This window comes from Enterobacter cloacae complex sp. HYC003_NIDB (genome assembly GCF_056673375.1).
The window spans coordinates 2,313,925-2,336,977 of the sequence record NZ_CP114220.1 but is presented as its reverse complement, the minus strand read 5'-3'; the positions used below and the strand labels follow the sequence as shown (position 1 = coordinate 2,336,977).

Sequence of the window (23,053 nt, the reverse complement as noted above, 5' to 3'; positions counted from 1 at the left end):
GCTTTCTCCGGGCATAAAAAAACCGCCGAAGCGGGTTATCGTGATTTGGAAGCATTCCAGATGAGCCCTCCGGGCCTTAATTGCTTCGCAATACCTTCGCGCACTGACTGATCAATAGTTTGCTTATAGGCTCGGGACATCGTATCGCTACCAGCGTTTGTTTGCTGTTGCGGGCTCTGGTTCTGCACAACAACAGACGTTTGCACCGTCACATTCCCTGAACCAGCGGCCTGTAATCCGTACATCGGTGCGTTTCCGACGTAGCCGCCGTTTGCATAACCTTGAGCGCCCCGCATAAGCGCATAAAGATTACCGACACCCAGCGCACTGGTCGCTTCCTTCGTAAAGACAAACTCACCTCCATGAACTACACCTTTCGGTTGATATTTACCGCCATCACCGGTGTAGCAGCCGCTATCGAATCCTGGCACCAGACCGCCACCAGAAAAACCAAAAAACGCCCCGATACCCGTTCCACCAAAGGCTGACTTCATTCCATTAACCAGAGCCAGTTGCGTCAGCATCTGGGCGATGCCCTTCAGGAAGGTAGTCAGGAAATCTGAGAAGTTAGATTTACCAGTAGTAAAAAAATCGGTGAGCGTGCTGGCCATCCCAGTGAACGCATTGCTGGTAATCGTCTGCACCTGCGAGTAAACATTGGTCGCGCTGTCCTCAAATTCAGCCCAGCCCTTTTTCGCGCCAGTCAGCCAGTCGCCACGTAACCGGTCCTCTGCATCATAGTAATCATTCGCCGCTTTAAGCTGGTTCTGATAGCCCTCGTCGTCAAGTGAACCTCCAGCAATCTTCCAGCCAGCGGCAAGCTGACTTTTCGCGAGTTCACGTTGTGCCTGACGGTCACTCATCCCGGCACCGTTCACTAATGCAGCCTGCTTCTCTGCCATCTGCGTGACGTATTTCTGCGAGGTATCCATTCGCTTGTTCAGCTGTTCCTGTGCGGTAATCTGATCACCTAACAGGGCTTTCTGCCGTGCCAACTGAAGCACCTGGTCTTTACTCGCCAGCAGGGCTTGCTCCTGCTTTGTCAGTGAACGTGAACGCGAGGCCTCTTCCAGCACCTGAAATTTCGCTTCAGTCGTCCACAGATCTTTGCGCTGCTGGCTGATAGTGTCGTTCAGCCCTTTGTGCTGCTGCAGCGCGCGTAATTGTGCCTGAAGCGCCAGCAACTCGGCCTGGGCAGCATCCGTGCTGCGATCGCCAGCCGATAATGTGCCCTGCTTGCCGGTTTTGGTCTTTTTACCAAAAGAAGCGACTCCTTCCCGATCCTTCTGGGTGGTTGCGGTACTTATCTTTCTGGTCGTATCGAGGTATTTACCTGCACTTATATCAGCCGCATCCCAGTCTTTTTTCAGCTGAGAAATGCTGTCGCCATAAGCGCCGGCCATTTGTTCGTTGTAGTCCTGCCATCCCTGCAAGGTATCTGTTTTCGCCCAGTCGGGAACGAGGTTAATCGCGGCAGCGATAGAGGAAGAAATGATCTGGTTCAGCTTCTGGAAAACGATCGCAACGCTGTAATAAATTGCGTTGAATTCCTTCAGTGTGTTTGATGCCAGCTCTGCTACCCACTGACCGATACTCTGCATGGCCTCAGACGCCCAGCCCTTGATATCCAGCCACAGGCGACCAAACGGTGTCAGCGAGTCGTAAGCCTGCTCTCCGCGTTTTGCCATCGTATCGCCAAACAGGTCCATAGCCTGCGTAACTGCCGCGGTCTGGTCCTTTTGCTTCATCAGATCGTCAACATGCTTAAGTTGTGAAACGGTCAGGAAATTATATTGTTCGTTGAGACTCTGCAGCGCTTTAACAGGGTCTTTTTCGATGTCCTTATAGGCTTTGGCAATGTCCTGCGCCGAGACTATACCGGTCTGAACCGCCAGCGCCGTGGAGCCCGCTGCTTTTTCAAGTTGCTGCTGTGTCAGCGATCCCATGCCAACCAGCTCAGTCATCAAACTCTGAACGGTTCCTACAGTAGCCCCAGTAGAGGCAGCAATAGACTGAGAGGAAGCCATAATCTGGAGCGCTGACGTGCCGGCAATATTGCCAGTCCTGATAATGGCCTTGTTGATTTCGTTGTAAGCGGTGAAGTAGTCCGATCCCGCTTTGGCCGCAATCAGTACAGCGCCAGCCAGGCCACCAATGGCCACTCGGGCAGGAGTCACCATCGACAACATTGCTTTCAGAGCATTGCCCACACCGCCAAACGAGTCACGGAGCTGCCCGCCCTGCTGAATAGCAACCATATAAACCGGCATACCGGAAGCCAGTGAAGTCACAATGTCGGTCATTTGCATCGGGAGATAACGCATAGCATTGCGATATTGGCCCGCGCTGATAGCCCCAGACTTCCATGCTTCTTCCTGCTCTTTCAGCTTTGCGATCATTGGTGCAGCACGATCGGATACGCCGAGTTGGGCAGCTTTTAGCTCTAACAGTTCTGCGCGCGTTTTTCCGATTGCTGTGACCTGCTCCTCCAGCGAATCGATAAAGGTTTTGCCCGCTGCAGCTGCCCGCTGCGCTGCCTGAGCCTGCTCAATGCGAGCCCGCCCCTCTGCGGTCTCAGACTCCATTACCTGTGCCAGTTTTGCCCGCGTCGTCTCAAGCACGCTGTTGTAACGAGTAAAATCCTCGTCTCCCACCAGCCCTTTACCACGAAACTTCGCCAGGCTCTCCTGGATAGTGTCCAACTCATCCAGCGCCTTGTTTACCGGACTAATTTTATTCAGCAGGTTTTGCAGTTCCTGCCGTTGCTGTTTCAGGCTTTCGCTGTTCTTCTTCTGGTTATCGATGCCGGTGCGGAACGTACTGTTCAGGTCATCCGCTTTACCTGCAGCAGCGGTCGCGGTCTCCTGAAAGCGATCCAGTGCCTGGTTACCACGCTCCAGCTCAGTGGTATTTACGCGCAGGGAAATCGTGGCGATGTCGTTACTCATTCCGCCCTCTCTTTATGCATAACTTTTAGTGCGGTGCTCTCCATGATTCGGATGTCTGTAAGCGCGGTTGCCTCGTCGTCGACCTGGTGCAGGCGCATCACCCAGGGCAGCACATTGTAATCAAGCCCTGATGCGCCTCCCATGCCCGTGCGCCACTGCGTACTGACAGCCTGAAACACCAGGAATGATGGCCATACATCTGGCCAGACGTCGATGTATTGATCGTCGTAGTCATCCGCCGTAAGCCCATAGGGTGCCAGGTCTGCCGCTGTGGGTTCAGGCGTATAGAATGCAGAGGCAACCGCTATCAGTTTTTTTCGCGCTGCCCCATCAGTTCGCGATAGTAGGTTTCAGGGATAGCCTTCATTGCAGCCGGGTAGTTTTCCAGCAGCAACGACAGATTTTCCGCGTTGAATGTATCGGGGAGCGCCCAGCCAGAAATAATTTCCATTAGAAAATCAGTGGCGGTTTTGCCTTCCAGTTTTTCCAGATCAGCCAGCTCTTTAAGTGGCTTATGATTGAACGTGAAGGTCAGTACGCCATCCTCATCACCAGCGCGCGGGATCGAGACGTTGGCCTTGAAGGTTGGTTTGGGCTGAAGGGTGAATTTAGTCGCCATTGATACCTCTTAACGAAAAAAGCCTCCGTGATGGGAGGCATGGAATGGTGAAAGCTCTGACGGGTCAGGCGGCAGCGTCAGTCACCTTGTAGAACGTCATCGCCGGTGACTGCAGGTTCAGCACCACACTCACTGTCTCTACCTCGTTAACTGCAGTAGTTGGCGTATCATCAAAGGACGCCGTGGCCGCCCAGTAACGGTTTTCCTTCGCCTTCGGCACGTACATGTAAGCCGCCACGGTCTCTTCGTCTTCGTCCAGCTGGCGCAGCAATGGATATACCGGGAGCGTGGAGTCATGCGCGATCGAGTAGGTCTGCGAGACTGCGGATTTATAGGTGTTCAGGTTGCGCTGGCGATCGTCGCTGAGGAACTGAATCTGCGTGGTGTTCTGATCACCACCGGATTTCGATACCTCTGTGATTTGTGGCAGTTCGGTCCATTCTTCAATTTTGCGAATAGAGCCGGAACCGCCGCCCGCCGCGTATTTGTTTTTGTTGGTGGTATTGATGTTGCGAAGAGTGACAGCATTCTCCGCAATCGCGTCGATTTTCGCGATAACGTTATCAATACCCGACCAGTTGCAGTTCACGTGAACGATATCGCCGACCGCAATATCGTCCGCGGCGCTGACGGTGATCACCGTGTGCTCAGCATTCGTCGCGCCGGTGAAAGTAATGGCCGGGCCGTAGCCCGATGCCAGATAAACATGAGCGCCGTTAGGCAATGCAAAGCCCATAATGGTTTCTCCTTCAGAAACAAGATAATCGGCGTTAAGCCGGTCAGGTGTGGGATGTCAGAGAGGGAATCAGCTGGTAATGTCTGCCCGATAATTCAGGCTGACAGGAACGGTGTAGGACACAGGTGTAGGGACGCCGCGGAATATGCCAGGCGCGCGGCTAATCCAGCAGGTAAAGTCTTTGCCTGCAATTTCCTGCCCCTCGGGGAACAATTCCGCCACTCTGCTCGCCAGGGCAACGACGGAGGTACGGCCGGAGCCGGCTGGCGCCACGACATTAATCTGGTACACGCCAGAATAAGTCCGGCAGCGCAAGCCGAGATCGATTGTTCGCGGCGTAACGGGCAGATCGTGAACGGCCAGGTACATCTCGTTAGCAGGAGGTGTAAACGGCACGTTCTCCCATGCAACCGAAATGCCCTCGGCATCAGCCCAGGCACCCAGTCTGGCGGCCAGTGCAGATGCAATATCAGGAATCACTTAGTCACCTCCCTGACAGCTTCCTCAAAGAAGCGTTGAAACTCAGCTGCAGTTATGCGGACCATGCCGCCCGGAGCCTGTGTGGAATGCCCCATTTCAAGCGGGTAGGCATAGGGCACGTTGTTGCAGTAATAAATGGCCTTCATCCCGACTTTGAAGAGCGACAGCGTGTAGTTCCCGGCCGCTTTTGTCAGATCACCTGTCTTATCAACCCGGCCTGTCTCGTCAGTCGTTGGCGCATCAAAGGACACCTGCCAGTTACCGCGAAAGCGTCCGCCCGTATACCCCGGCGGTGCTTTGATATCCATCCCATCCAACACCCGGGCTTTTTTCTTCAGTCGCCCGGTTTTGGTCAGGTTATCGGGATTGGCCCGCTGCGCCTCGTTGTGGTCGTAAACAGCGCGATTATAGGAAACTGCTGTCTGGTTAACTTCCCACAACTCCGGGTTGCCCACTGGGGACATCAACACCAGTTGGTTAAGAATTTTGATTCCGACGGCGCGTACCACTGCTTCCTGATTCGTTTTCGCCTTGTTAACGAAAGCCGTGATTTCAGCCAGGAAAGCCGCGTTCTCGCCCATGCTAAGCCCTCAGTTGCGCTTTGTAGCAGAGCACCAGCACGGCAGGTTTTGCCGGGTTCGGTTTGACAACACGGTAGGCTGTGCCGTCAATATCAACCACATCACCGATTTTAATTTCCTGCTCTGCCGTAAAAACGATCTGCACATCGCCGTTAACGATTACCGTTCCATCTATTTCGCCTGGCGCGTATTCGGTCTTCACACCCACAGCAGTAAAACGGACCGCTTCAGTTTTATGCTCAACGCCGCCGATAACCGTTACCGAGCCTTTACGTGTGACGTTGTACGTCGCGCCGTTCTGCCTGAGCATGCGGGTCGTTCTGGCCTGCATACGTTGGTAATCTATCGCCATATCAGGCCCTCTCAGCAAATGCATTGATGGCGTAACCACGACCACCAGCGAGGTCGCCCAGCAGCGCCATAACGGCAGGATAGGACGGCGTGAAGACTTCACCATCTGAGACCGCATAGGCCATGGTGACAGCACCTTCCACACGTTCAGTTTTCACAGCGGCTTCGCGCACGCTGGAGAGTAAATCGCCGTCGATTGCCTCTACCGCCAGCATGCACTGTGCGGTTATAACCTGCCGTGGAACTTCATCCGGCGGGAAATCATGTTCATCCAGAATGACATTCACGCGTGGCCATGCCAGCGGCTGGCGTGGGTCTGTTTTTGAGCCAACCCAGTCCAGACCTTCCAGGTAATCCATGGCCTTAATCAACAACGATGTGAGCTTGTCAGGCAGTTCAATGCCGCGTATTTCCGCAAATGAGGCAAGATCCTCTTCACTGGCGTAGCTGTTGGCATAAGGAGAGGTGATATCGGTATTGACCATCGATACATCCTGTTTATGGGGCTTTCGCCCCATTCGTTATTCACCGGAAGGCGCAGTGAAGGTGATCTCTTCAGTGGTTTTCGCCACTCCATCTACAGTACCGGTTACCGTGAAGGTTCCAGCTGCGTCTGATGTGAGTTTCACCGTTGCACCACCAGCAGAGCCGGTTTGAGAACTGGCCGTGCTGAGCGTGCCTCCTGTAGATGTCCACGCGACGGTTTTACCGGATACACCGGAGCCATTTAGCGTGTACTTCAGAGAAACAGTTACCGCGTCTGTACTGTCAGCAGTTGCGGAGGTTTTATGCGCTGACAGCGTTACTCCCCCACAGCGGATTCCAGTTTAATCAGCACGCCTGCCGTAGATTTGTTGCTGGTGAAGTGTTTCTTCCAGTTGCCCGCAGTGCCGATGGCGGTCAGGTCAGGGTTATCACCTTTGGCGGTATCCCAGCTGTAGCCCAGCAGATCAACGTTCACCACGCCTTCAGCACGATAGCCAACCGCAAGGTTTTCCTGATCGTTGATATCGTAGGAACGGAAGCCCGGCGCCTGAGACTCGGTGACAGTAACCGCTCCAGATACCAGCCCAAGGATCGCATCAGCGTCCATGGTGTCAGTCACCAGCACAGGTTTACCCAGGGTGCCTGGCTGCCCGCCGTAAACCACCACGCCCGCCTCTTCGTAGATTTTGTTGGCAATCGCCTCATCAACAATGTCGAAGTAAGTGGCAGAGTGCATCACGAACAGAACCACGCGGTTAAACTTGTCCCCGTACTTGCGCAGGCCGCGCGTCAGGGTCTTCTTGCCGTCAGTTTCGATATCGGCGGTGACCACCATGTCCGCGTTAGCGCCAATCGCCGCAGTCAGCGCTTTCAGGCCGTATTTCACGTAGCCTTCCAGCGTGGCATCTGCGACATCAACGCCGATCACTTCGGAGAACTCATCAACGGAGCGGCCACGGCGTTTAAAGGCCTCTTCCGTGGTTTCATACGGGCCGTATTTCCACGGTGCTTTGACGGATACCGCTTCACCAGCTCCGATCTTTTTACCTTCAACTTTGCCGTTAGAGTTCACATTGCGCGATTCAATGGAACCACCAACTTTGTAGAAAGCACGCTTACGAAAATCGCCCTCGATCAGTTCGTTATCCAGCAAAATCGCACCGTTGGAGGAAGCGTTGAAAATTGCCAAGTTGTCCTGGCGGCGCTCGAGGAAAGCGGTCTGCGCCAGATCGTCATAAATAATCAGGTCACTATTAACAGTGGTAGACATGGGTTAATCCCTTATTTCGGAAGTTTGAGGAAGGCCTGTTGGCCATGCTTGCGGATGTAGTCCGCTTTGTCGCTGGCGCTCATTTCGGAACGTTTCAGGCTGCCACCGCTGTTTGATTTGTGTCCGCCTGCGCCGGTGCCTTCGGCGCGCGGGAACAGGTGCGGAGCCGTCTCCTTAAGAGACTCCGCCCACTCAAGCGGGCTTAGTGGGGTTTTGCCGTCTTTACCGAACAGAACATCGCCATTTGCATCAACTGCTACGGCCTCGCCCTCGTCGTTGAGCTGGAATGTGCCTTTGGCACGCAGGATCAGATCGTCTGATGCTTCCGGCAGCGCGCCCGCTTTAGAGGCTGCTGCACGGATTGCATCCCCAAGGACCCGATCCCGAAATTTGTTGGAGAACGCTTCAGCTTTTTCCGCGCGCTCGTTCGCCGCTTTGATCTGCTTATCAACGTCAGCACGCAGACGCTCGGTACGCTTATCCAGCACCTCGTCAATTTTTCCGGCGGCGATAAGCTTCGCCTCTTCATCGTCAGAAAAACGCTGGAGAATGCCGCGTACAGCGTCTGGATCGATACCGTCAAAGCGGGACAGGTTTTCTTTCTGCTGTTTGATGGTGCCCAGCAGTTCAGAGTTTTTCGATTTCAGGCCAGTGACTTCACTGGTCACACGCTCATCAATCAGCTTCTGGATTTCGGGGGTGATTTCGATACCACCACCACCACTGACCTCACCGCCGCTTTCAGGTGCGTAATATTTCAGAAGCATGTTTCGAATTAACATAATTTCCCCTCGGGATTTTGTCGGGCCTCGCCCATAAAAAAGCCCCGGCGGATGCCAGGGCGTGTAGAAAGTGATGGTTGTCAGGTTCAAGCGCCTGATAGCTGCTTAAGACGCTCCAGGCTGATCCACTCGCCTTTGTCAGTGAACATATCAACCAGGTCGATTTCACTCGCGCGGAACAGACGTCCACGCTCGGCACCCAGAACCTGATCCTGGCGTTGTGCCGACTGGCGTGCGAGCCATTCCAGATATGATGTTTTCCCCGGTACCTGTCCATCCATGCTGGCACGAGTCCCCTCGTCCATCTCGTCGATATCGATGCCGAGTTCGCGCCACGACTTGAGAATCAGGGTTTCAGTAGATCGACAGCAGAAATGAATCTTCCCGGGTCCCTGCAGGTAAGGCACCTTGTGCCCGACCGGTTTGTTATCCAGGGTGTAACGCAACAGGTCACGAATAATGCAGTCGTGGCTGGTTTTATTGTCCAGCGTAGACAGCCACTGCTTACCCTTCACGATGTCGCTGTTGGCGCTGGTGAAGCTGTTGCGCGCGGTCGCAGCCAGATGATTCACGGCTGTTTTAGCGATGCTTGCTGCGTTTGCCCTGCTCATCTGGAGCGCGCCGTCGCGATAGTCTTTATTGGCATGACCGCGCACGCTTCGGGAGATGGTTTCAACCGTGTCGCCAGCAAGATAGCCACGGCGTACAGCGTTTACGATCCGCGCCATCCTGTCCGATTCCAGATTCTCCGCCCACTCACTCAGCAGGCGCCCCTGAAATGGCTGAGCCATCGCCGCGGCATAAACCATATCGGCGGTGATTCTCTGTAGCGGGTAGCGTGCCAGCACCTGTGAGGGAAGAAGGGAATCGAACAGGCTCAGCTGATAACTGACCTCATTCCTGGAAAGCGCAAGCAGTTCCCCTTCCAGCCCGGACTGCATCGAAGCGACAGCATGATGGTTAAGTTCGCGTACGCTGCCGAGCAAGCTTTCCAGACGTGTAACCGTGAAGTTATCAGCCGGAAGCCGATCCAGTGCATCCAGCAGGCGGGCAGACAGTTCTGCGTCCGTCTCGTTGAGCAACTTTACCATTCGGTTTGCCACGCCTGTTGCATAGCGGCTTAACCAGACGGAATGAGCTATGGCCTCATCCCGCAAACTTTCGTTGACTGTTCCCATATCAGCCCCCGGTCAGCGTGGGAGCCTGGTTGCGGAGCGCATCAATCACCTCGTCCGGGCTGTCGGCCGGGTCAATGAGATCAAGCTTCTGCAGCGCGCGAATCATATCGCTATCGCGCAGCGCACCGGACTGCCAGGCGTTGACGATTGCCGTCACCATGCCCGACTCAGCAACTTTCGCTATGAATTCCTGATTGATGGTGTAACTCGTCGACTCTCCCTTGATGCCGAGGTATTTTGCACACCAGCCAAGCGCCAGTGTATAGGCCTCAGATACGTTTGAGACGCAGATACCGAGCACCGATGTTGATGATGTTTGCTCACCGCTCGCCTGCGTCGCAGTCTTCGCCGTGGCGTTCTGCTCAATCAGTCGGGCGCCCAACTGCACCATGTAATCGCGCTTACTGTCCATGGCCTCTTTAGCCAGCATGTTCGGTTGCGCCTGGGCATAACCAAACGAGCCCTCCCTGGGAAGTAAAAGCGGTGATCGGGAACCAATTTTCACGCCCTTCTTCTCGAGATGATCGCGCCAGTTGGTATCAAGCCCGGTCATGTACGGCTGCACCTGGCCACAGAACCACACGCTGTCCTCATAGTCAGCGCTGTTCCGGTAATGGCCGTGGTTTATCTCCACCAGCGCAGCCAGCGGTGAATCATCAATGGTAGGATCGTTGTTCTGAGCACCGACAAAGGTGAACGGGATTTCGTCCCAGTAGTCCTTCCCTTTTGGCTTAGGGTGATACTCACTGTCAACGGTATAGGTTCCGCTTGCAGTGCCACCAGCCCGGCGCCATACCCGGCAGATGAACCGCCCTTCTTCCAGCGCCAGCTCGCGGTACTGGATTTCATCCTTGTAAGCGTAACCATCCGGCTCTTCTACGCATTCGCGCAGGACCACCAGCACCAGTTGATCGCGCCCATTGATACGCTTCGTCCGCCAGTTAATGATGTTCTCTGCCGGATAGCGGAGAATGATCGCTTCGTCTGATGCTTCTGCATAGTCAACATAAAGCCCATCACGAGCCACCTCCAGCACGTTCTCGACCACCAGCTGCGACTGCTGATAGATGCTGGTGCCGGCCCCGTCAGCGTTATCCAACAGGTATTTAAGCTTCTCCGGACCGTTAAACGTGGGATCCTTGCGATATGCCATCCCAAGCATGCCGATCTTCGTGTTGCCGGCAATGGCATAGAACACCGCGCGACTCAGATAGTCTTCGTTGCGTTTGCGGTTACGCGTGGATTTATCGGTTGGGTCAAGATAAGGCAGATATTTATTACCCGCCGCCTTTACGGCCTCAGCTCCTTTGCAGAAGTCCCTGTATTTCCGCCAGGCAGCAGAAGCCGCCCGGTGTTCTGGTCGAACCTAGGTGATGTCGTCGTTTGCCATATCAGAAAGTGGTGTCCATGGTGATTGAGTATGCCGGTTTCACGATCGGGTAATCCTTCACGATGAAGTACCCACCAGCATCATTGGGGTGATCGTTATCAGCTGATTTGTCCGGTTCGCCATTGGCCGCCCAGATTTGCTGCTCGAGGCTCTCGGTGTAAACCGGGCAGTTCTGAACGTTCACCAGATAGCGGCGTTCGCCGTTGGCGTTGCAGAACATGGCGTTCATAGAGTTGATGCGGTCCTTAACCGGCGGGTTGGCATCATCAACGATGACGCTGAATCCGGCATCGTTGAGCTGGGCAATATCGGTCTTGCTGGCGTTCTGGGATTTGCGGGAGTCGCCTGAGGCATCCGGATAGATGTAAATCTCCCGGCTCTTCACGTAGCGACCGTCCTCATAGCGCCAGAACTCTTCCTGAATGCGCTTTATCATCGCCGGCGTGTCGTAGACCTTCACCAGTTCACGAACCGCACGCGGAAGGCCGTTACGCTTTACGTGAACAATCGCGGCCATTTTCCCCACGTTGAAGTCCATACCGATAAACAGCGGATCCCCGTCCTGAATCTCGTCAGAACAGTTATTCAGCTTGCGGTTAAATGTGTGGTAAATGGTCCCGCTGTTAAGGTTGGTGAATTTCCCTCGCAGGTATGCCTGAATCAGTTCATCCGGATAAGAACTCAACAGCGACGGGATGTAATCCGCGGGCAGGTTCTTAGCGTTATCGAATGTGCTGGCCTGTATCAGACCGTACAGGGCCGCAAGCTCTGGTTTTTCACGCACCGCCTTCACGAACTGCTGGTAGACGAATTTGAACCCCTCCGGCGTGGTCGTAACATCGATGCCGTTACGTAACCCATCGACGTTGTAGCGCATACGAGCGATGATTTTTCGCCAGGCCTGCTGTGCTTTTGCCGCCGCCATGACGTCCAGCTCATCCACCATCGCGTTACCGATTTTGAAACCAACTATCGAGCCGGGTTTCTCCATCGAACGGCAGATGGTTGTCCCACGGTATCGTCGCCCCTCGTAGAAGTGAACCTCTTTGTTCCCCTCGTTGATTTTGACGCTCAGCCCCCAGTCAAAGGCCACCTCCTCAATCGTCGGGTAGAAGATGTCACGAATCTGCGGGTACGTCGGCGCGAAATAACCCTGGTTGATTTTAGGGTGCTCCCACATCCCCTTACAGATGCCGCCACACCCTACCCACGTCTTACCGGAACCGAACCCGGCAACATAGGCTTTAAACTTGTGCTCCATCGCGAGGAAGCGCGCCTGAGGAATGTTAAGTGTCGGGCTGATCCCCATCGTCTGCCCTCGCATCCACTACGTTGATATTGATCTGCACTGGGGTTGGTTCATCGTCCTCCCCCTCACCGGCCAAATCTTTACGGAGTTTCTCAACCTCCAACTGCCGGCGTTCGATTTCGATCTGCTGGAGACGCTGAGCGAACTCGCTATCCGCCAGGCCAAGCCGTTTCATTACGGCTTCGAACATACGCTCACGGCTGATAGCGGTTATCTCGACGCCGTTCTTTCCGATCTTTACGCCGGAGTAAGCGAGTCGCGAGACTGGCGAGAGTTTACGCGTATCAGCGAAGTAAGGCTGGCCGATACCATCGCCGTTGCAGCGTGGGCAGGCAGGGTTAGGCTCACGATTATGGTCATAGCCATAACCACCAACATCAGCGGGCTCGCGACTTTTCCGCTCAAGCGCTTCGAGTCGTTTCTCTTCGAACTCCACCATATCGCGCCACTGGTACTGGTGACCGAAGCCCCAGCAGTAACGACACGCGCCGCGGCGATACTGCGATAGCTGGTTTGCATCGAAGGTGGCAAGCTGCCACATCTGCGCGAGGACTTCATCGGCACCGCCAAGCGTGCGCGCAATGGAGGCTTTCTGCTGCTGCGCAATGGCCTGGGCAACGTTAGGATTCGTTATGAGCTGGCGACCGTAGTTTGGGTCACTATAACCAGCACGTGCAGCGGCAGCGGTGGCGTTGTTGTCCTTCAGGTACTCCGCGACAAATAAGCGTTGCTGAGCCGTAAGTCCATCATCATCCATCAGCTCATTTGCGCTTTGTTCTTTCTGCGCACTGCGCACTTTTTTCTGCGCAGATTTTTGCGCAGTTTGCGCAGAAGGTTTTTTGATATATCGACGGGCGGTAGCGTAATTCAGTCCCTGCGCTTCACACCACTCCTTCGGTGATACGCCGGTTGCGGCATGTTCGGACAGGAACCGTTGCTGAAGCACGCCCCAGTCCGGTTTAGCCATAAAATCCTCTTTAGTTTTCTTCGTAAATGATCAATATTACTTACAATACGTTAATAATGAAAAAGTTGAGATTATAATGACATATAAAGATGAAACAAAAACTGAAGTAAAACCAAGCACTAATGCCATTTTTGATGAAAGCTCTAAAAATGAAAAGAACAGCCTCGTTGACTCCCCTGAAAGTGAATTAATTAGCACTGCGCTGACGTCATCGAACATAGGGGAAAAGAAATTTAGGTGGATATGTTTATTGCTAATAGTCTCAGTTTTAGCAAATATTGGTTTTACACTCTGGGTTTCACAAACCGACCCCTTAAAAGGCATCGCTTTTTATGCTTCAAACTGGGCTGTTACCGGCGCGATTATTGATTTCGCCAATTTGCCTACTGGTAAAGAGAAAAATAGTATCACGGGCATCCTTAAGCTTATCCCTGCGCTGAGCAGTGCTGTTCTCTATTCTGTTTTGCACTATATAGGTTGATAATACTTGACTAAAAATGGAGAGGCGCTTTATCAAATCAAGCCCCCTCCAATTAATTTCAAAAAACCACCATTTAAAATAATCATTGAGAATATTGTGTTGATTGTATATTTTCATTATAAAAAAAGATAATCTTCGGTTGTTTGTCATACCCATTATTATACCGATAAAACCGCCCGTAGGCGGCTTGATAGCCACAATTAGATTCTAACTATCTGAGCCACAACCTGGGCATAAACGATAATTACCCTCATATTCCTCATGCTCATCCAGCCACACTTCGAATGAGCTAACTTCAGGTACCATACAGTCAAGATAATCATCAAATCGATCCATCATTACAACATCGTCATAGCTCTCAGCATCGGCCTCCCATAAAGAGACAAGATAGAATTCTTCACCACGGTCACAACATGGGAATGCTTTTGTTCACTCATTTTTATCTCATTAGCTAAAGCCATTAACTTACTTCAGCAAAGGATTTATGCACATTCCAATATCAAGACCACCGGCAGACTAGCGTTGTAATGGCTGCCACCTATCGGAGCATTTCCCCTTATTAACCCTCACCACGGTATGCTATACCTGCTCGCCATTACGCGACTCGGGGCAGCATTATGGCTGCTGCATGGCCTTATGGCTGCGGTCAACCCGCTTATTGCTTCAAGATCTTTAGCCCATCCACAAGTGAAAACAACCTGAGGAAATTCTTAATATCCCACGCTTACGCTTGTTGTTATCTGCCTGGCTGCCAGGCTATACATGACTCTGATGCGGAGAATGCCAACTCCGGGGAACATCAATAAAAAGAGCAACGAAACTGAGACTCCTGTAGCCCTCTCTGAGAGGGCTTTTTTTTGCAAAAAAAGCCAGCTCGGACAGAACTGGCTGGGTCTAGCAGTAAGTAGGTATTACTTCGCACTCATTTCGACGTGTACCCTATTCCTTTAGTCAAGCATTCAGATGCCGGGTGCCTCCCGGTGGACTTGCATCACTCTGCAAACCCGCAACGTTACGTCCAGCAGTGACTGGTTGCCCCTCCGCTCAGGGGGATTCATCTGTATGGCAGAGATATCGAATCACTCGTGCCATTAAAATGTAGCTGACAGACAAAATAAAGTTGTGAGCATTGTTAAAATTCTTCGCTAATCATTCATTCCGCATACCCATCAGGCATTAGAAGAAAGTAGATTTTCGTTCCTTTGAGTTATTTATTTAATACACCTTTTTACTTTTGAGAAATGGATTACATTTACATTCTCTTGTAATGATGACCCCTTTGGTCTCCCTTCCGAATTGCAGGATTTCATTTCGGAAGGGACTTTTTTCCTTTCCCGCCTTGATAAATACTCATTGTTTTCTAGACTCTTACATAGACTTTGCTATGTCAGGTGAAGTCGTCGTTCAGGACTACCCGTGTGCTCAAGGATGAGCCACCCTGATTTGTTCAAGCTTTTCCCTGCTAATTAATCATCTGCGCCACAAGAATTGTCCATTTGTATAACAGAATTCTCAATATTTGCTACGGTTAAAGTCCAGAGGAGAGACTGTGTCCGAACCTCAGGGATGAGGCTCAATTTTTCCCGCAATTTGCTTTCCATGCTTTGTTATGCGCCAGGATGTCACGCTTCGTCTGCTTATCCAGTACATCCCAGTCGTGATGCGTACCGTAAATGGGTTTAACCCAGTCGCATGCAGTGTCCACCACCTCAACCCTTACGGGTCCATTTGTCCCGCAGCTCGCGATCAACATCGACGCCAGGCATATGGTTAACAGTCTGATGTACATTGCTGGCCTCTTTCGTTGCTTCTACCCGGCGTTCGGCTACCGTGACCGTTGCCGCTGCGTTATCTTCTGCGCGCTGCTGGTCGGCTTTCGCTTCCGCTTTGCTGGTGCCGCGAATATTGCCTAGGCCAAAAGCGCCGGCAATAGCGGAAATAACCAACGCGGCCAGCCCGATTATCGTTTCGATCCCCACATTCACCTCACACCAGAACGGATTTCGCCAGGTTAAACAACGCGCTGCGTTTATCCAACCCGTTTTTGCCGCCATTGATAAGAAGCGTCACGCGCTCCACGTCGCCGGAATGAAGCAGGCAACCTCGGGAAACATAAAACCATGCAGCTGAGCGCGCGGCGTATTCATCCTGTTCAAGCAGCTCCGGGTGGGTAACAAGTTCCAGTTTCAACGCCTGGCCACAACTGCGATAGTTGCTCAGGCCGGTAATCTGTTTCAGCCCACGACCGCGATATTTCCAGCCATCACCGGCAACCTGATTGCCAAGATGTTCTTTTCCCCACTCTCCACCGTATACCAGATTGGCGATCGCTTTCTGGTTTGCTGGTTGCGTTGTCGTTCTGCCAAGTGCAGCGGCTTGCTGAGATGTGATGCGGTGGCTGCCGAACGTCGGCACCAAGTTTTCTGCCGCATAATTAAGATTTTCCACCACACAGGTAAATCTGGAGCTTTCATGCCCCATCTGGGCAATAAACATCGCCTGATCAAGCGGTGTGGTTATGCCGTATTCCTTCATAGCGGCGTCGATATGCGGAAACCAGCGCGCAGCTAACCCGGCGCTGATACCAGCCGCCTTCTGAAATTGTGTTTGATTCATTAGTGCCTCAGATGATCAACCAGACGTGCAACGTTGCCTTTGACGGCCACCAGCACGGAAAGGAATATGATGTTTGCCGCAATGGTGGCCCATGATGAATGCGGGTAAATCCCACACAGGTACGCCAGCGGTACAGCGCTATAAGTGACGGTAATCAGCCAGGCAAAACGCGAAATCCATGGCCGATGCCGCGAATCACCGCGGCGATAAAACATCAGAGTAATTACAACTCCGGCGCAGAGCAGCGCGTTGATAGTTGCTGTTGGGTCATTTAGTACCACCTGAACCTCCCCGGCGCGTTATCAGCGCCACCAGCGAGCCAATGTCCTGCTTGTTCAGGAACGTAAGGATTTGAACGGCTAACGCAGAAGCTATTACGGCACCGATAGCATCCAGAGGCTTCTCGGTGTACCCCGTCCAGGATGTAAGTTTTGAACCCAACAGCCCCGAACAAAGAATGCCGACGATATACGACACGAAGAAGTATGCCAAACGACGTAACACACTTAGGTCAGCCGCTGTCGCTATGTAAAATACGGCGCCCGCAAATGCACCAAAAACAACACCGTAGTCAGTTCCGGTCAATAGACCGTAGACACTGGCTCCAGTCAAAGCTAAACCGGCCAGCCCCGTGCCGGAAAATGGATCGGACATCGGCCCCCCTCATATTGCTGTGAATCCTCTCAGTAAATTTGAGGGGAAATAAAAAAGGCCGCCCTTAGGCAGCCTGTGTTCTTCGAAGTATGTTCACAAAGGTGGGGATATAGGTCCTTCCAGAACGACCGCTTCACCGTTATGGCAAAGATCGTAGCCACGAGTTAGATGCCAGACGCCTCTGATTATTTTTCCTGTAACCATATCTTCAGTTTTACCGTGCGAAAAGTAGGCGATCTGGACACAGTCATTGTGTCTAATCCAATAATATCCCTCTTTCATAATTCACCTCTTAAATTGTTTCATTTAGAAGTGTATATGACGATTCAGAACCTGGTGGTCGACAAAACGTTTTTTTGAGGATGTGGCGCCGGGTGCCTCCCGGTGACTTATCTCTGGTCGTCAAAGTCGCGTGCATACCTGCACATAGCAGTTAACCAGACGCCCCATCGCTTAGATGGGATTCACCACATTCATAACTAAAACAAGAAACATTCATCTGGTCAATGGATGATTAATAAATGAAAAAAAAGCCTGCTCGGAAAAGCAGGCATAAATAGCTAAGTTGGCAATAACTGAGGGAGTGGTGCCGGGTGCCTCCCGGTGGAAATGATCACAGCATTCATTTCCGCGCGCTGGTTGGACACTCTGGAGAAATGTCCTGCTGAATCGCCCCTCCGCTTAGGGGGATCCACCACAAAAATGCTTTCAGAAACATCCATTACTCAGGATGCTTAGAAAGCATATGTGCAGTATGAAGAATCTGCCACGTAATCAGATGAATATATTCATTTAAATGGTACAGGCAGAAGGTCTTCAATCACCTCTACCTCTCCGTTGTGGCAAATGTCGTCTCCCTGCGTCAGATGCCAGACACCAGTTATCAACTGGCCCGTTTCAAGGTCATCGGTTACACCATCGGTGTAGTAGGTTACCTGAATTTTGCCGTTGTGCTGTAGCCAGTAGCAACCCTCTTCCATTTTCCCACCAGCATGGCTGGGAAATTAGAAGTTACTACGGGGTTGTATGGTTTTAGTAATTCTTAAATTGCTATAAAGCAAAAAGCCCTACGGGGTTAACCGCAGGGCTTTAAACGAAGGCAATAACCCATCGTTAGAGCAAAATTACCACAGATTCGGGAAAAGTAAATAGCTCACGATAAAATAACGCCCTATTTTGTTATCTGCTTCAATTGCGCATCGGCCCATGCTTCTTCGATGTCAAATTTGGTGATTAGCTGATCGTAAAAGGGCTTAACAGACTTCTTCCAGGTATCTAGGCTGATTGTATCCGTTATCTGGCGCACCGCAGCGTAAGCCTCAGTTGAGGGGATACGCTCATATCCACGTCCGCCGCAGCGCTTGCAATCAGCTAAAATCGGAACGCCCCGCTGTTCAGTAAGAACCTGATTAATGGCTTTTCCGCGACCATGGCAATCTCTACAGGCACAACTTACTACCTTCTTGCCCTTACACTGAGGGCACAGAACGCGCGCTATCTCCCTGACCTGTCTGCGAATCTCGAACTCAGAAGGTCGAACATCATCGACGCCCATGAGCAAGGACATCTTCACGAACTTCTTCTCTTTTGCCGGAGTGTGAGACTTCGTGCTGAAAACCTCAGCGTCAACAAACCCTTCCCCATTGCAGACATCGCACTGCTTCACGCTGGCGGCGCTGCGGGAATAATCCTCGAACGCGATGGTGGCCAGTTGGTGCATCACCATTGGTTTAATCTCTGCATCAAGCTTCCGTAATGCCGCAACCCGATCGCACTTAGTCAGCGCGTACTGAGCCAACAGCTCAATCGCCCTCTTCCGGTCAGTATTGCTGATCCCCATCTTCCCGAGAAAAGCGCTATAACCCATGGCGGCCCGTTCCTGCGTCATGCCCATAGCGGCCATAATATCCGTTCCAGTTAATGAGTCTGACGCAGTAGCACGCGGCGAATCGCTAATCATTGTCGATTTGGCGAAGTGATATTTGAGGGTATTTTCAAGATTCATGCGGTCTCCAGCTCGGTAATGGTGAGTTCTAATTTCCCGCCCTTAACGACAGGCATCTTCACAACGCGATAGTCGACTACCTGGCAATCATCCAGCCATAATCCCGCCTTAGTTAAAGCGTCGAATGCAGCTTTTTGGAGGTTATCCAGATCGCGGCGCCGGCGGTCGGGCATGTGACATTCAATTCGGATTTTGAGTGGTGCGGCCGTCCGGATATTAAGCCGGGCGCTTCGAATGACACTTGCGACCGCATAGCGGTAAGCGACGCCATCAGCACTAATATGCGTACGCCCGCGGTTGTGCCGGTAATACCGGTTGTTGCTCGGCGGCCAGGGCAAAGTGATTTGATATGTATTCACGTTCATCCCCACATCCGGTTTCGCCAGCGGCTATCCGGGCGCGCTGGTGTATGTGAGGTCGGAAGTAATGCACTGACAGTCCAGGTCACGTAATCCTGGTTAAGGCTGCGCTCCACTCTCACACCGCGCGCTCTGTAACGCTTAACCAGTTCGTCGGCCTGTTCGGTGCTGCATTCGGTATGATGGAACCATGAATGTTGCATGCCCATCACCCCGCAAAGCCAAGCAGCTGCGCGGCGACATTTTCGGCCTCATCGCGACTGCGGAATGAACGAGACAGGACCCAGCGCCAAAGAACATCGAGCGCAGCTTTATAAAGTTGCTGGAACTCGAGTTCGTCCATGTTGGCGAATGAGATGCTACGTGGATGCTTTTTGAGTGTGCCGTCAGGTAGCTGAATAGCATCAAAGTGCCCTGCCTCGACGATTACCCATGAGCGGTAAGCATCGAAGGACTTGCACAGGCTAATTCCATTCGTGACCCGGCGGTATTCGACTTGCTCCAGATACTGCTCAGCAGCATCGATCAGCGCGTTCTCATTCCCGCCATAAGAAGCCAGGAACTTTGCGTAGCCGGTGATTAGCTTCCGCTCGTTACTCGAGATAGCCCCGCCGATTGGTTCCCAGTATTCAAAACCGAGATTGAGAAGCGCGAAAAATCGCCGGTGGAATGCCGGGTTTCGTAGTCGCCTGAACTCGGCAACAAGAACATCGCCGAGCCGGGTTTTGGATTGCAGGATATCACTGGTCTCGGGTGTGGCCGGGATCAGTATTCCTGAATGGTGTTTGATAAGTTGTAATTCCAGCGCCATGGTTCTCTCCGTGGCGCATCAGGTATAGGGTGTTCAGGCCTATGAAAGAATGATATCAGACGGTGGTGTAATTCGGTACCCAAGCCGTTTTGCAAATTGCATAAACCCGTTAAGAGTGAAGATTTCTTCCTCTTCGAGTAAGGGTCGTAATGAAACTATTCCATTTACTCGATAAACCAGATATCTCCCTTCCGCCGGGAAGCTATAGATAACTGCTTTATCGGCCCTTCTGACCACGTCGTACCATTGATCATCTGCATTAAAGGCATCTGCACTACACACTATTTCCCCCAGAGCGACTTATTGACGCGGCAAAAAGTTATCGGGAACAGCCAGGGGAACGCAAACAGCGATACTCTTTGAAACTGCTCCAGTCAAATTCACGCGATTAATAAAACCACTCGTCCGCGCTTTCCCAGGTCTCCTGCACGATATGTTCGACCTCTTTCTTGTCGCCCCCGAAAACAGTCAAACCATCATTACTGGCACGCTTAATTGTTAGCTGGCAATGATCAAACTGCTTGCTGAGCCTTTTGAGCAATTCTGACTCGAGTGCAGGTATAGCACCATCAGGAAGTTTCTTCATGCGATCAATGGTTAACTCGATTTTCATTTTTACCTCCGCAACGAACAACTGTATGCATATACAGTATATATAAACGTATCTCACGGATTTTGCAACGCATTAAAAGCACAAAATTTACACTATCAGTTTGAAAGGACATAAAAAATCGTCGAGGTAAGTCACCATTAAATTTATACGCATTTCACCATCTAGCGCAGTCGAAGCGCGAAGGACGAAGGTTGAAAACATCTTTGTATATGGCTGGTAAACCGCCGCAAATTCTGATTTACGCGTATAACAGAGCCAGTGTTACAGGGATAGATTAAAATAGTTTGATGACTTTAACTCCCTGTGGCTGAGGACATGCCGATGAAAGAAATGAAAAGCAAGAGCCCAAGAATTGATCCTGCTGAAGATAACGCCTTTTTCCCGTCTGACTATTCCCTGAGTGAATTTACCAATCCGGTGACCGATTTAAGTAACTATGAATATTCTAACCCCTACCAGGGAAACAAGAAGGTACTAGTGATCGCAGCAGATGAACGCTATCTGCCCATGGACAACGGATCCCTCTTTTCCACAGGAAATCATCCTGTGGAAACACTGGTTCCAATGTATCACATGCGTGCCGCCGGGTTTGATTTTGAAATAGTCACACTTTCCGGAAATATGGCAAAGTTTGAATTCTGGGCGATGCCCTCTCAGGATAAGTTAATTATGCCGTTCTATGAACGCTATCGTGATGCGTTCAGGCATCCACGCAAGCTGTCGGATATACGTTTGGGTCTGGAGGCTCAAAGCGACTATGCAGCCATCTTCATACCAGGTGGCCACGGTGCGCTAATTGCTCTGTCTGAAAGCCAGGCAGTAGCAGAGACGCTTCGTTGGGCGATGAGTAATGGCACATTTGTCATATCGTTGTGTCACGGACCTGCCGCTTTCCTCTCGCTCAGGCACGGCATAAATCCTCTTCACGGGTATTCGATATGTGCATTTCCGGACAGTGCGGATAGGCAAACCCCCGATATTGGATATATGCCGGGACATCTAACATGGTATTTCGGAGAAAAACTGTGTGAAATGGGTATTAACATTGTTAATAATGACATCACAGGTTCAGTTCACAAGGATCGTAACGTGCTGACTGGAGACAGCCCATTTGCCGCCAATGCTCTGGGGCGGCTCGCTGCAACAGAGTTACTCTCCGCTTATGCCGCTCAAAATGAAAGTCCATTGCTCTAAAACGCGGCGGCTTTTCTGCCGCCGCCTTCATTTTGCTTTGCCTTAAACCTAAGCGGATCTGTCGTCATTCTTCCGCCTTTTGAGGCATTATATTCATACTAGTAAAATTCTCCCGTAGCTTTTCAAGGCTCCCTGACAATGCGGCAAACAACAGAGCCTTTCCATCAGGGAGTTCATCACTAATCCCAAGCCACTTAAGTTGCTGTTGTTCAGGGGTTTCGGTAAAGGCGAACACACCAGATAGAATATTTCGTAGTGGAGAGTAAGCAATTACGATTTTTTCGCGTTCACAATCATCAGGGTTACAGGCTTTCATGACGTAGTAGTGTTCTTCACGAATGGTCATTTCTAGAGTTGGATAATTCGATGCGTTACGGATCACCCAAGTCGGCAGCTGATTTGCTTTCACCATCTGATGAAAACAGTTTTGCGTCGATGAATTGTTAGCGAGCATATTAATAGTTATGTTATCGTTAGCAGAACTTCCTTCCGCTAAGAACAATAATGAAAGACCGATAAGGCTCCTGTACATGATAACCTCCTATTCAGACATTACTCTTTTTGGACTTCCGGGGAAGCCACGTTAGTAAACGTCTTATGTAAAGCATAACTACTTTTACTGCTTTTGTACGCATACTCAAGAAAGTGGAAAGAACGTCATTGTTATAAAAAAGCAAAGATTGAACATATCGTGTACATATTTTGATTAATTTACGTCCTACTTTTTATGTATATAAGACATTCCTCACCTCACTTAAAACATATCTGAAAAAATAATTTCTCAATAACATTCTCCAGGAATTATCTGTAACAGCAGCACTTTAAATATACCCAGCCACATTATTTTATTTATGTTTCTCACAAGTCCACCACTCAACCACTTTAAATATTTTCCAAATAATAACATAAGCATAGCCCAACTATCTGAAGATACTTTGTTACTGAATAGGAAATACTTAATCGATATTTATGAATACACATTCAAATCTCACCAATATTCAATAATCAAAAGTTGTATGCATAATTGTCTTGTAACTTGTCTGACCAGACTCTGAATGTTATGTTATAACAAACACTTCGGAGGCATGCAGTTCAGGACGCAGAAGTAAAGATAAGGGGATGTGTTATGCGTAATTTGAAGTCTCTAATTAGCCTATCAGTTATCTATCTCCTGTGTTTCTTTATGATAGCCATATCACATAAAACTAATGCTAGTTCGTTTT

28 protein-coding genes are annotated in these 23,053 nt (G+C 51.1%); 2 read left to right on the top strand and 26 right to left on the bottom strand.

Features of this window, described 5'->3' with window-relative positions; translation table 11 throughout:
- Window positions 1–35 precede the first annotated feature (35 nt).
- The 15 genes from O1722_RS11015 to O1722_RS10945 all read right to left on the bottom strand — a co-directional run bounded on the left by O1722_RS11015 (window position 36) and on the right by O1722_RS10945 (window position 13,097).
- Window positions 36–2,948, bottom strand: a complete 2,913-nt coding sequence (locus O1722_RS11015) for a phage tail tape measure protein (RefSeq protein ID WP_100151288.1) — start codon at window positions 2,946–2,948, stop codon at window positions 36–38.
- Complete coding sequence (locus O1722_RS11010; RefSeq protein WP_050515907.1) at window positions 2,945–3,208, bottom strand: DUF1799 domain-containing protein; 264 nt, start codon at window positions 3,206–3,208, stop codon at window positions 2,945–2,947. The genes O1722_RS11015 and O1722_RS11010 overlap by 4 nt, the downstream gene beginning before the upstream one ends.
- Window positions 3,209–3,255: 47 nt before the next feature.
- Entirely contained in the window at window positions 3,256–3,567 is a 312-nt protein-coding gene (locus O1722_RS11005) for a phage tail assembly chaperone (protein ID WP_033487998.1), read from the bottom strand.
- Window positions 3,568–3,631: 64 nt separating this feature from the next.
- On the bottom strand, window positions 3,632–4,303 hold the full coding sequence (locus O1722_RS11000) for a phage tail protein (protein ID WP_022651272.1): 672 nt from the start codon (window positions 4,301–4,303) through the stop codon (window positions 3,632–3,634).
- Window positions 4,304–4,372: 69 nt separating this feature from the next.
- Window positions 4,373–4,783 carry a DUF4128 domain-containing protein gene (locus O1722_RS10995; protein ID WP_033487999.1) on the bottom strand — a complete coding sequence of 137 codons (411 nt, stop codon included), beginning with the start codon at window positions 4,781–4,783 and terminating at the stop codon, window positions 4,373–4,375.
- Window positions 4,780–5,364 carry a hypothetical protein gene (locus O1722_RS10990; RefSeq protein ID WP_033488000.1) on the bottom strand — a complete coding sequence of 195 codons (585 nt, stop codon included), beginning with the start codon at window positions 5,362–5,364 and terminating at the stop codon, window positions 4,780–4,782. Before O1722_RS10990 ends, O1722_RS10995 begins: the two co-directional genes overlap by 4 nt.
- 1 nt (window position 5,365) lies before the next feature.
- Complete coding sequence (locus O1722_RS10985) at window positions 5,366–5,716, bottom strand: hypothetical protein (protein WP_032643352.1); 351 nt, start codon at window positions 5,714–5,716, stop codon at window positions 5,366–5,368.
- Between the two features lies 1 nt (window position 5,717).
- On the bottom strand, window positions 5,718–6,200 hold the full coding sequence (locus O1722_RS10980; RefSeq protein WP_033488001.1) for a DnaT-like ssDNA-binding protein: 483 nt from the start codon (window positions 6,198–6,200) through the stop codon (window positions 5,718–5,720).
- Window positions 6,201–6,236: 36 nt separating this feature from the next.
- On the bottom strand, window positions 6,237–6,515 hold the full coding sequence (locus tag O1722_RS10975) for an Ig-like domain-containing protein (RefSeq protein WP_255248644.1): 279 nt from the start codon (window positions 6,513–6,515) through the stop codon (window positions 6,237–6,239).
- A 2-nt stretch (window positions 6,516–6,517) separates the two neighbouring features.
- The gene (locus tag O1722_RS10970) at window positions 6,518–7,471 is read right to left on the bottom strand and encodes a major capsid protein (protein ID WP_033488002.1); all 954 of its coding nucleotides are present in this window, start codon (window positions 7,469–7,471) and stop codon (window positions 6,518–6,520) included.
- Between the two features lie 11 nt (window positions 7,472–7,482).
- Window positions 7,483–8,253 (bottom strand): hypothetical protein, encoded by a 771-nt coding sequence (locus O1722_RS10965; protein ID WP_033488003.1) that lies wholly within the window; start codon window positions 8,251–8,253, stop codon window positions 7,483–7,485.
- Window positions 8,254–8,339: 86 nt separating this feature from the next.
- The gene (locus O1722_RS10960; RefSeq protein WP_033488004.1) at window positions 8,340–9,431 is read right to left on the bottom strand and encodes a structural protein; all 1,092 of its coding nucleotides are present in this window, start codon (window positions 9,429–9,431) and stop codon (window positions 8,340–8,342) included.
- 1 nt (window position 9,432) lies between these two features.
- On the bottom strand, window positions 9,433–10,077 hold the full coding sequence (locus O1722_RS10955) for a DUF4055 domain-containing protein (RefSeq protein ID WP_479954636.1): 645 nt from the start codon (window positions 10,075–10,077) through the stop codon (window positions 9,433–9,435).
- 745 nt (window positions 10,078–10,822) lie between these two features.
- On the bottom strand, window positions 10,823–12,130 hold the full coding sequence (locus O1722_RS10950) for a terminase large subunit domain-containing protein (protein WP_033488006.1): 1,308 nt from the start codon (window positions 12,128–12,130) through the stop codon (window positions 10,823–10,825).
- Window positions 12,108–13,097 (bottom strand): terminase small subunit, encoded by a 990-nt coding sequence (locus tag O1722_RS10945; RefSeq protein WP_033488007.1) that lies wholly within the window; start codon window positions 13,095–13,097, stop codon window positions 12,108–12,110. The genes O1722_RS10950 and O1722_RS10945 overlap by 23 nt, the downstream gene beginning before the upstream one ends.
- 76 nt (window positions 13,098–13,173) lie before the next feature.
- On the opposite strand from O1722_RS10945, the gene O1722_RS10940 reads away from it, so the two are divergent.
- Complete coding sequence (locus O1722_RS10940) at window positions 13,174–13,578, top strand: hypothetical protein (RefSeq protein ID WP_058686504.1); 405 nt, start codon at window positions 13,174–13,176, stop codon at window positions 13,576–13,578.
- Between the two features lie 1,709 nt (window positions 13,579–15,287).
- Here O1722_RS10940 and O1722_RS10935 read toward each other — a convergent pair.
- The 10 genes from O1722_RS10935 to O1722_RS10890 all read right to left on the bottom strand — a co-directional run bounded on the left by O1722_RS10935 (window position 15,288) and on the right by O1722_RS10890 (window position 20,636).
- On the bottom strand, window positions 15,288–15,557 hold the full coding sequence (locus O1722_RS10935) for a hypothetical protein (protein ID WP_033488018.1): 270 nt from the start codon (window positions 15,555–15,557) through the stop codon (window positions 15,288–15,290).
- Window positions 15,558–15,564: 7 nt separating this feature from the next.
- Complete coding sequence (locus tag O1722_RS10930; RefSeq protein WP_033488009.1) at window positions 15,565–16,194, bottom strand: glycoside hydrolase family 19 protein; 630 nt, start codon at window positions 16,192–16,194, stop codon at window positions 15,565–15,567.
- Window positions 16,194–16,475 carry a phage holin family protein gene (locus O1722_RS10925; protein ID WP_047057764.1) on the bottom strand — a complete coding sequence of 94 codons (282 nt, stop codon included), beginning with the start codon at window positions 16,473–16,475 and terminating at the stop codon, window positions 16,194–16,196. The genes O1722_RS10930 and O1722_RS10925 overlap by 1 nt, the downstream gene beginning before the upstream one ends.
- Window positions 16,462–16,848 carry a phage holin family protein gene (locus O1722_RS10920; protein ID WP_015570936.1) on the bottom strand — a complete coding sequence of 129 codons (387 nt, stop codon included), beginning with the start codon at window positions 16,846–16,848 and terminating at the stop codon, window positions 16,462–16,464. Before O1722_RS10920 ends, O1722_RS10925 begins: the two co-directional genes overlap by 14 nt.
- 788 nt (window positions 16,849–17,636) lie before the next feature.
- Window positions 17,637–17,828: a hypothetical protein gene (locus O1722_RS10915; protein WP_023296485.1), complete on the bottom strand. Its 192-nt coding sequence runs from the start codon at window positions 17,826–17,828 to the stop codon at window positions 17,637–17,639.
- A gap of 191 nt (window positions 17,829–18,019) precedes the next feature.
- Window positions 18,020–18,853, bottom strand: coding sequence for an antitermination protein (locus tag O1722_RS10910; RefSeq protein ID WP_033488011.1), 834 nt, complete (start codon window positions 18,851–18,853; stop codon window positions 18,020–18,022).
- Window positions 18,850–19,212: a crossover junction endodeoxyribonuclease RusA gene (rusA, locus tag O1722_RS10905; RefSeq protein ID WP_026094310.1), complete on the bottom strand. Its 363-nt coding sequence runs from the start codon at window positions 19,210–19,212 to the stop codon at window positions 18,850–18,852. Before rusA ends, O1722_RS10910 begins: the two co-directional genes overlap by 4 nt.
- 2 nt (window positions 19,213–19,214) lie before the next feature.
- Window positions 19,215–19,421: a hypothetical protein gene (locus tag O1722_RS10900; protein WP_071591740.1), complete on the bottom strand. Its 207-nt coding sequence runs from the start codon at window positions 19,419–19,421 to the stop codon at window positions 19,215–19,217.
- Window positions 19,421–20,023 (bottom strand): DUF1367 family protein, encoded by a 603-nt coding sequence (locus tag O1722_RS10895; protein WP_033488012.1) that lies wholly within the window; start codon window positions 20,021–20,023, stop codon window positions 19,421–19,423. Before O1722_RS10895 ends, O1722_RS10900 begins: the two co-directional genes overlap by 1 nt.
- 388 nt (window positions 20,024–20,411) lie before the next feature.
- Window positions 20,412–20,636, bottom strand: coding sequence for a DinI family protein (locus tag O1722_RS10890; protein WP_033488013.1), 225 nt, complete (start codon window positions 20,634–20,636; stop codon window positions 20,412–20,414).
- 321 nt (window positions 20,637–20,957) lie between these two features.
- Here O1722_RS10890 and hchA point away from each other — a divergent pair, with 321 nt between their 5' ends.
- A complete protein-coding gene (gene hchA, locus O1722_RS10885; protein ID WP_033488014.1) occupies window positions 20,958–21,830 on the top strand; it encodes a glyoxalase III HchA in 873 nt (290 codons plus the stop codon).
- A gap of 64 nt (window positions 21,831–21,894) precedes the next feature.
- Here the strand turns inward: hchA and O1722_RS10880 are convergent, their stop codons facing one another.
- Window positions 21,895–22,362, bottom strand: a complete 468-nt coding sequence (locus tag O1722_RS10880; RefSeq protein ID WP_047057741.1) for an Ivy family c-type lysozyme inhibitor — start codon at window positions 22,360–22,362, stop codon at window positions 21,895–21,897.
- Between the last annotated feature and the right edge of the window lie 691 nt (window positions 22,363–23,053).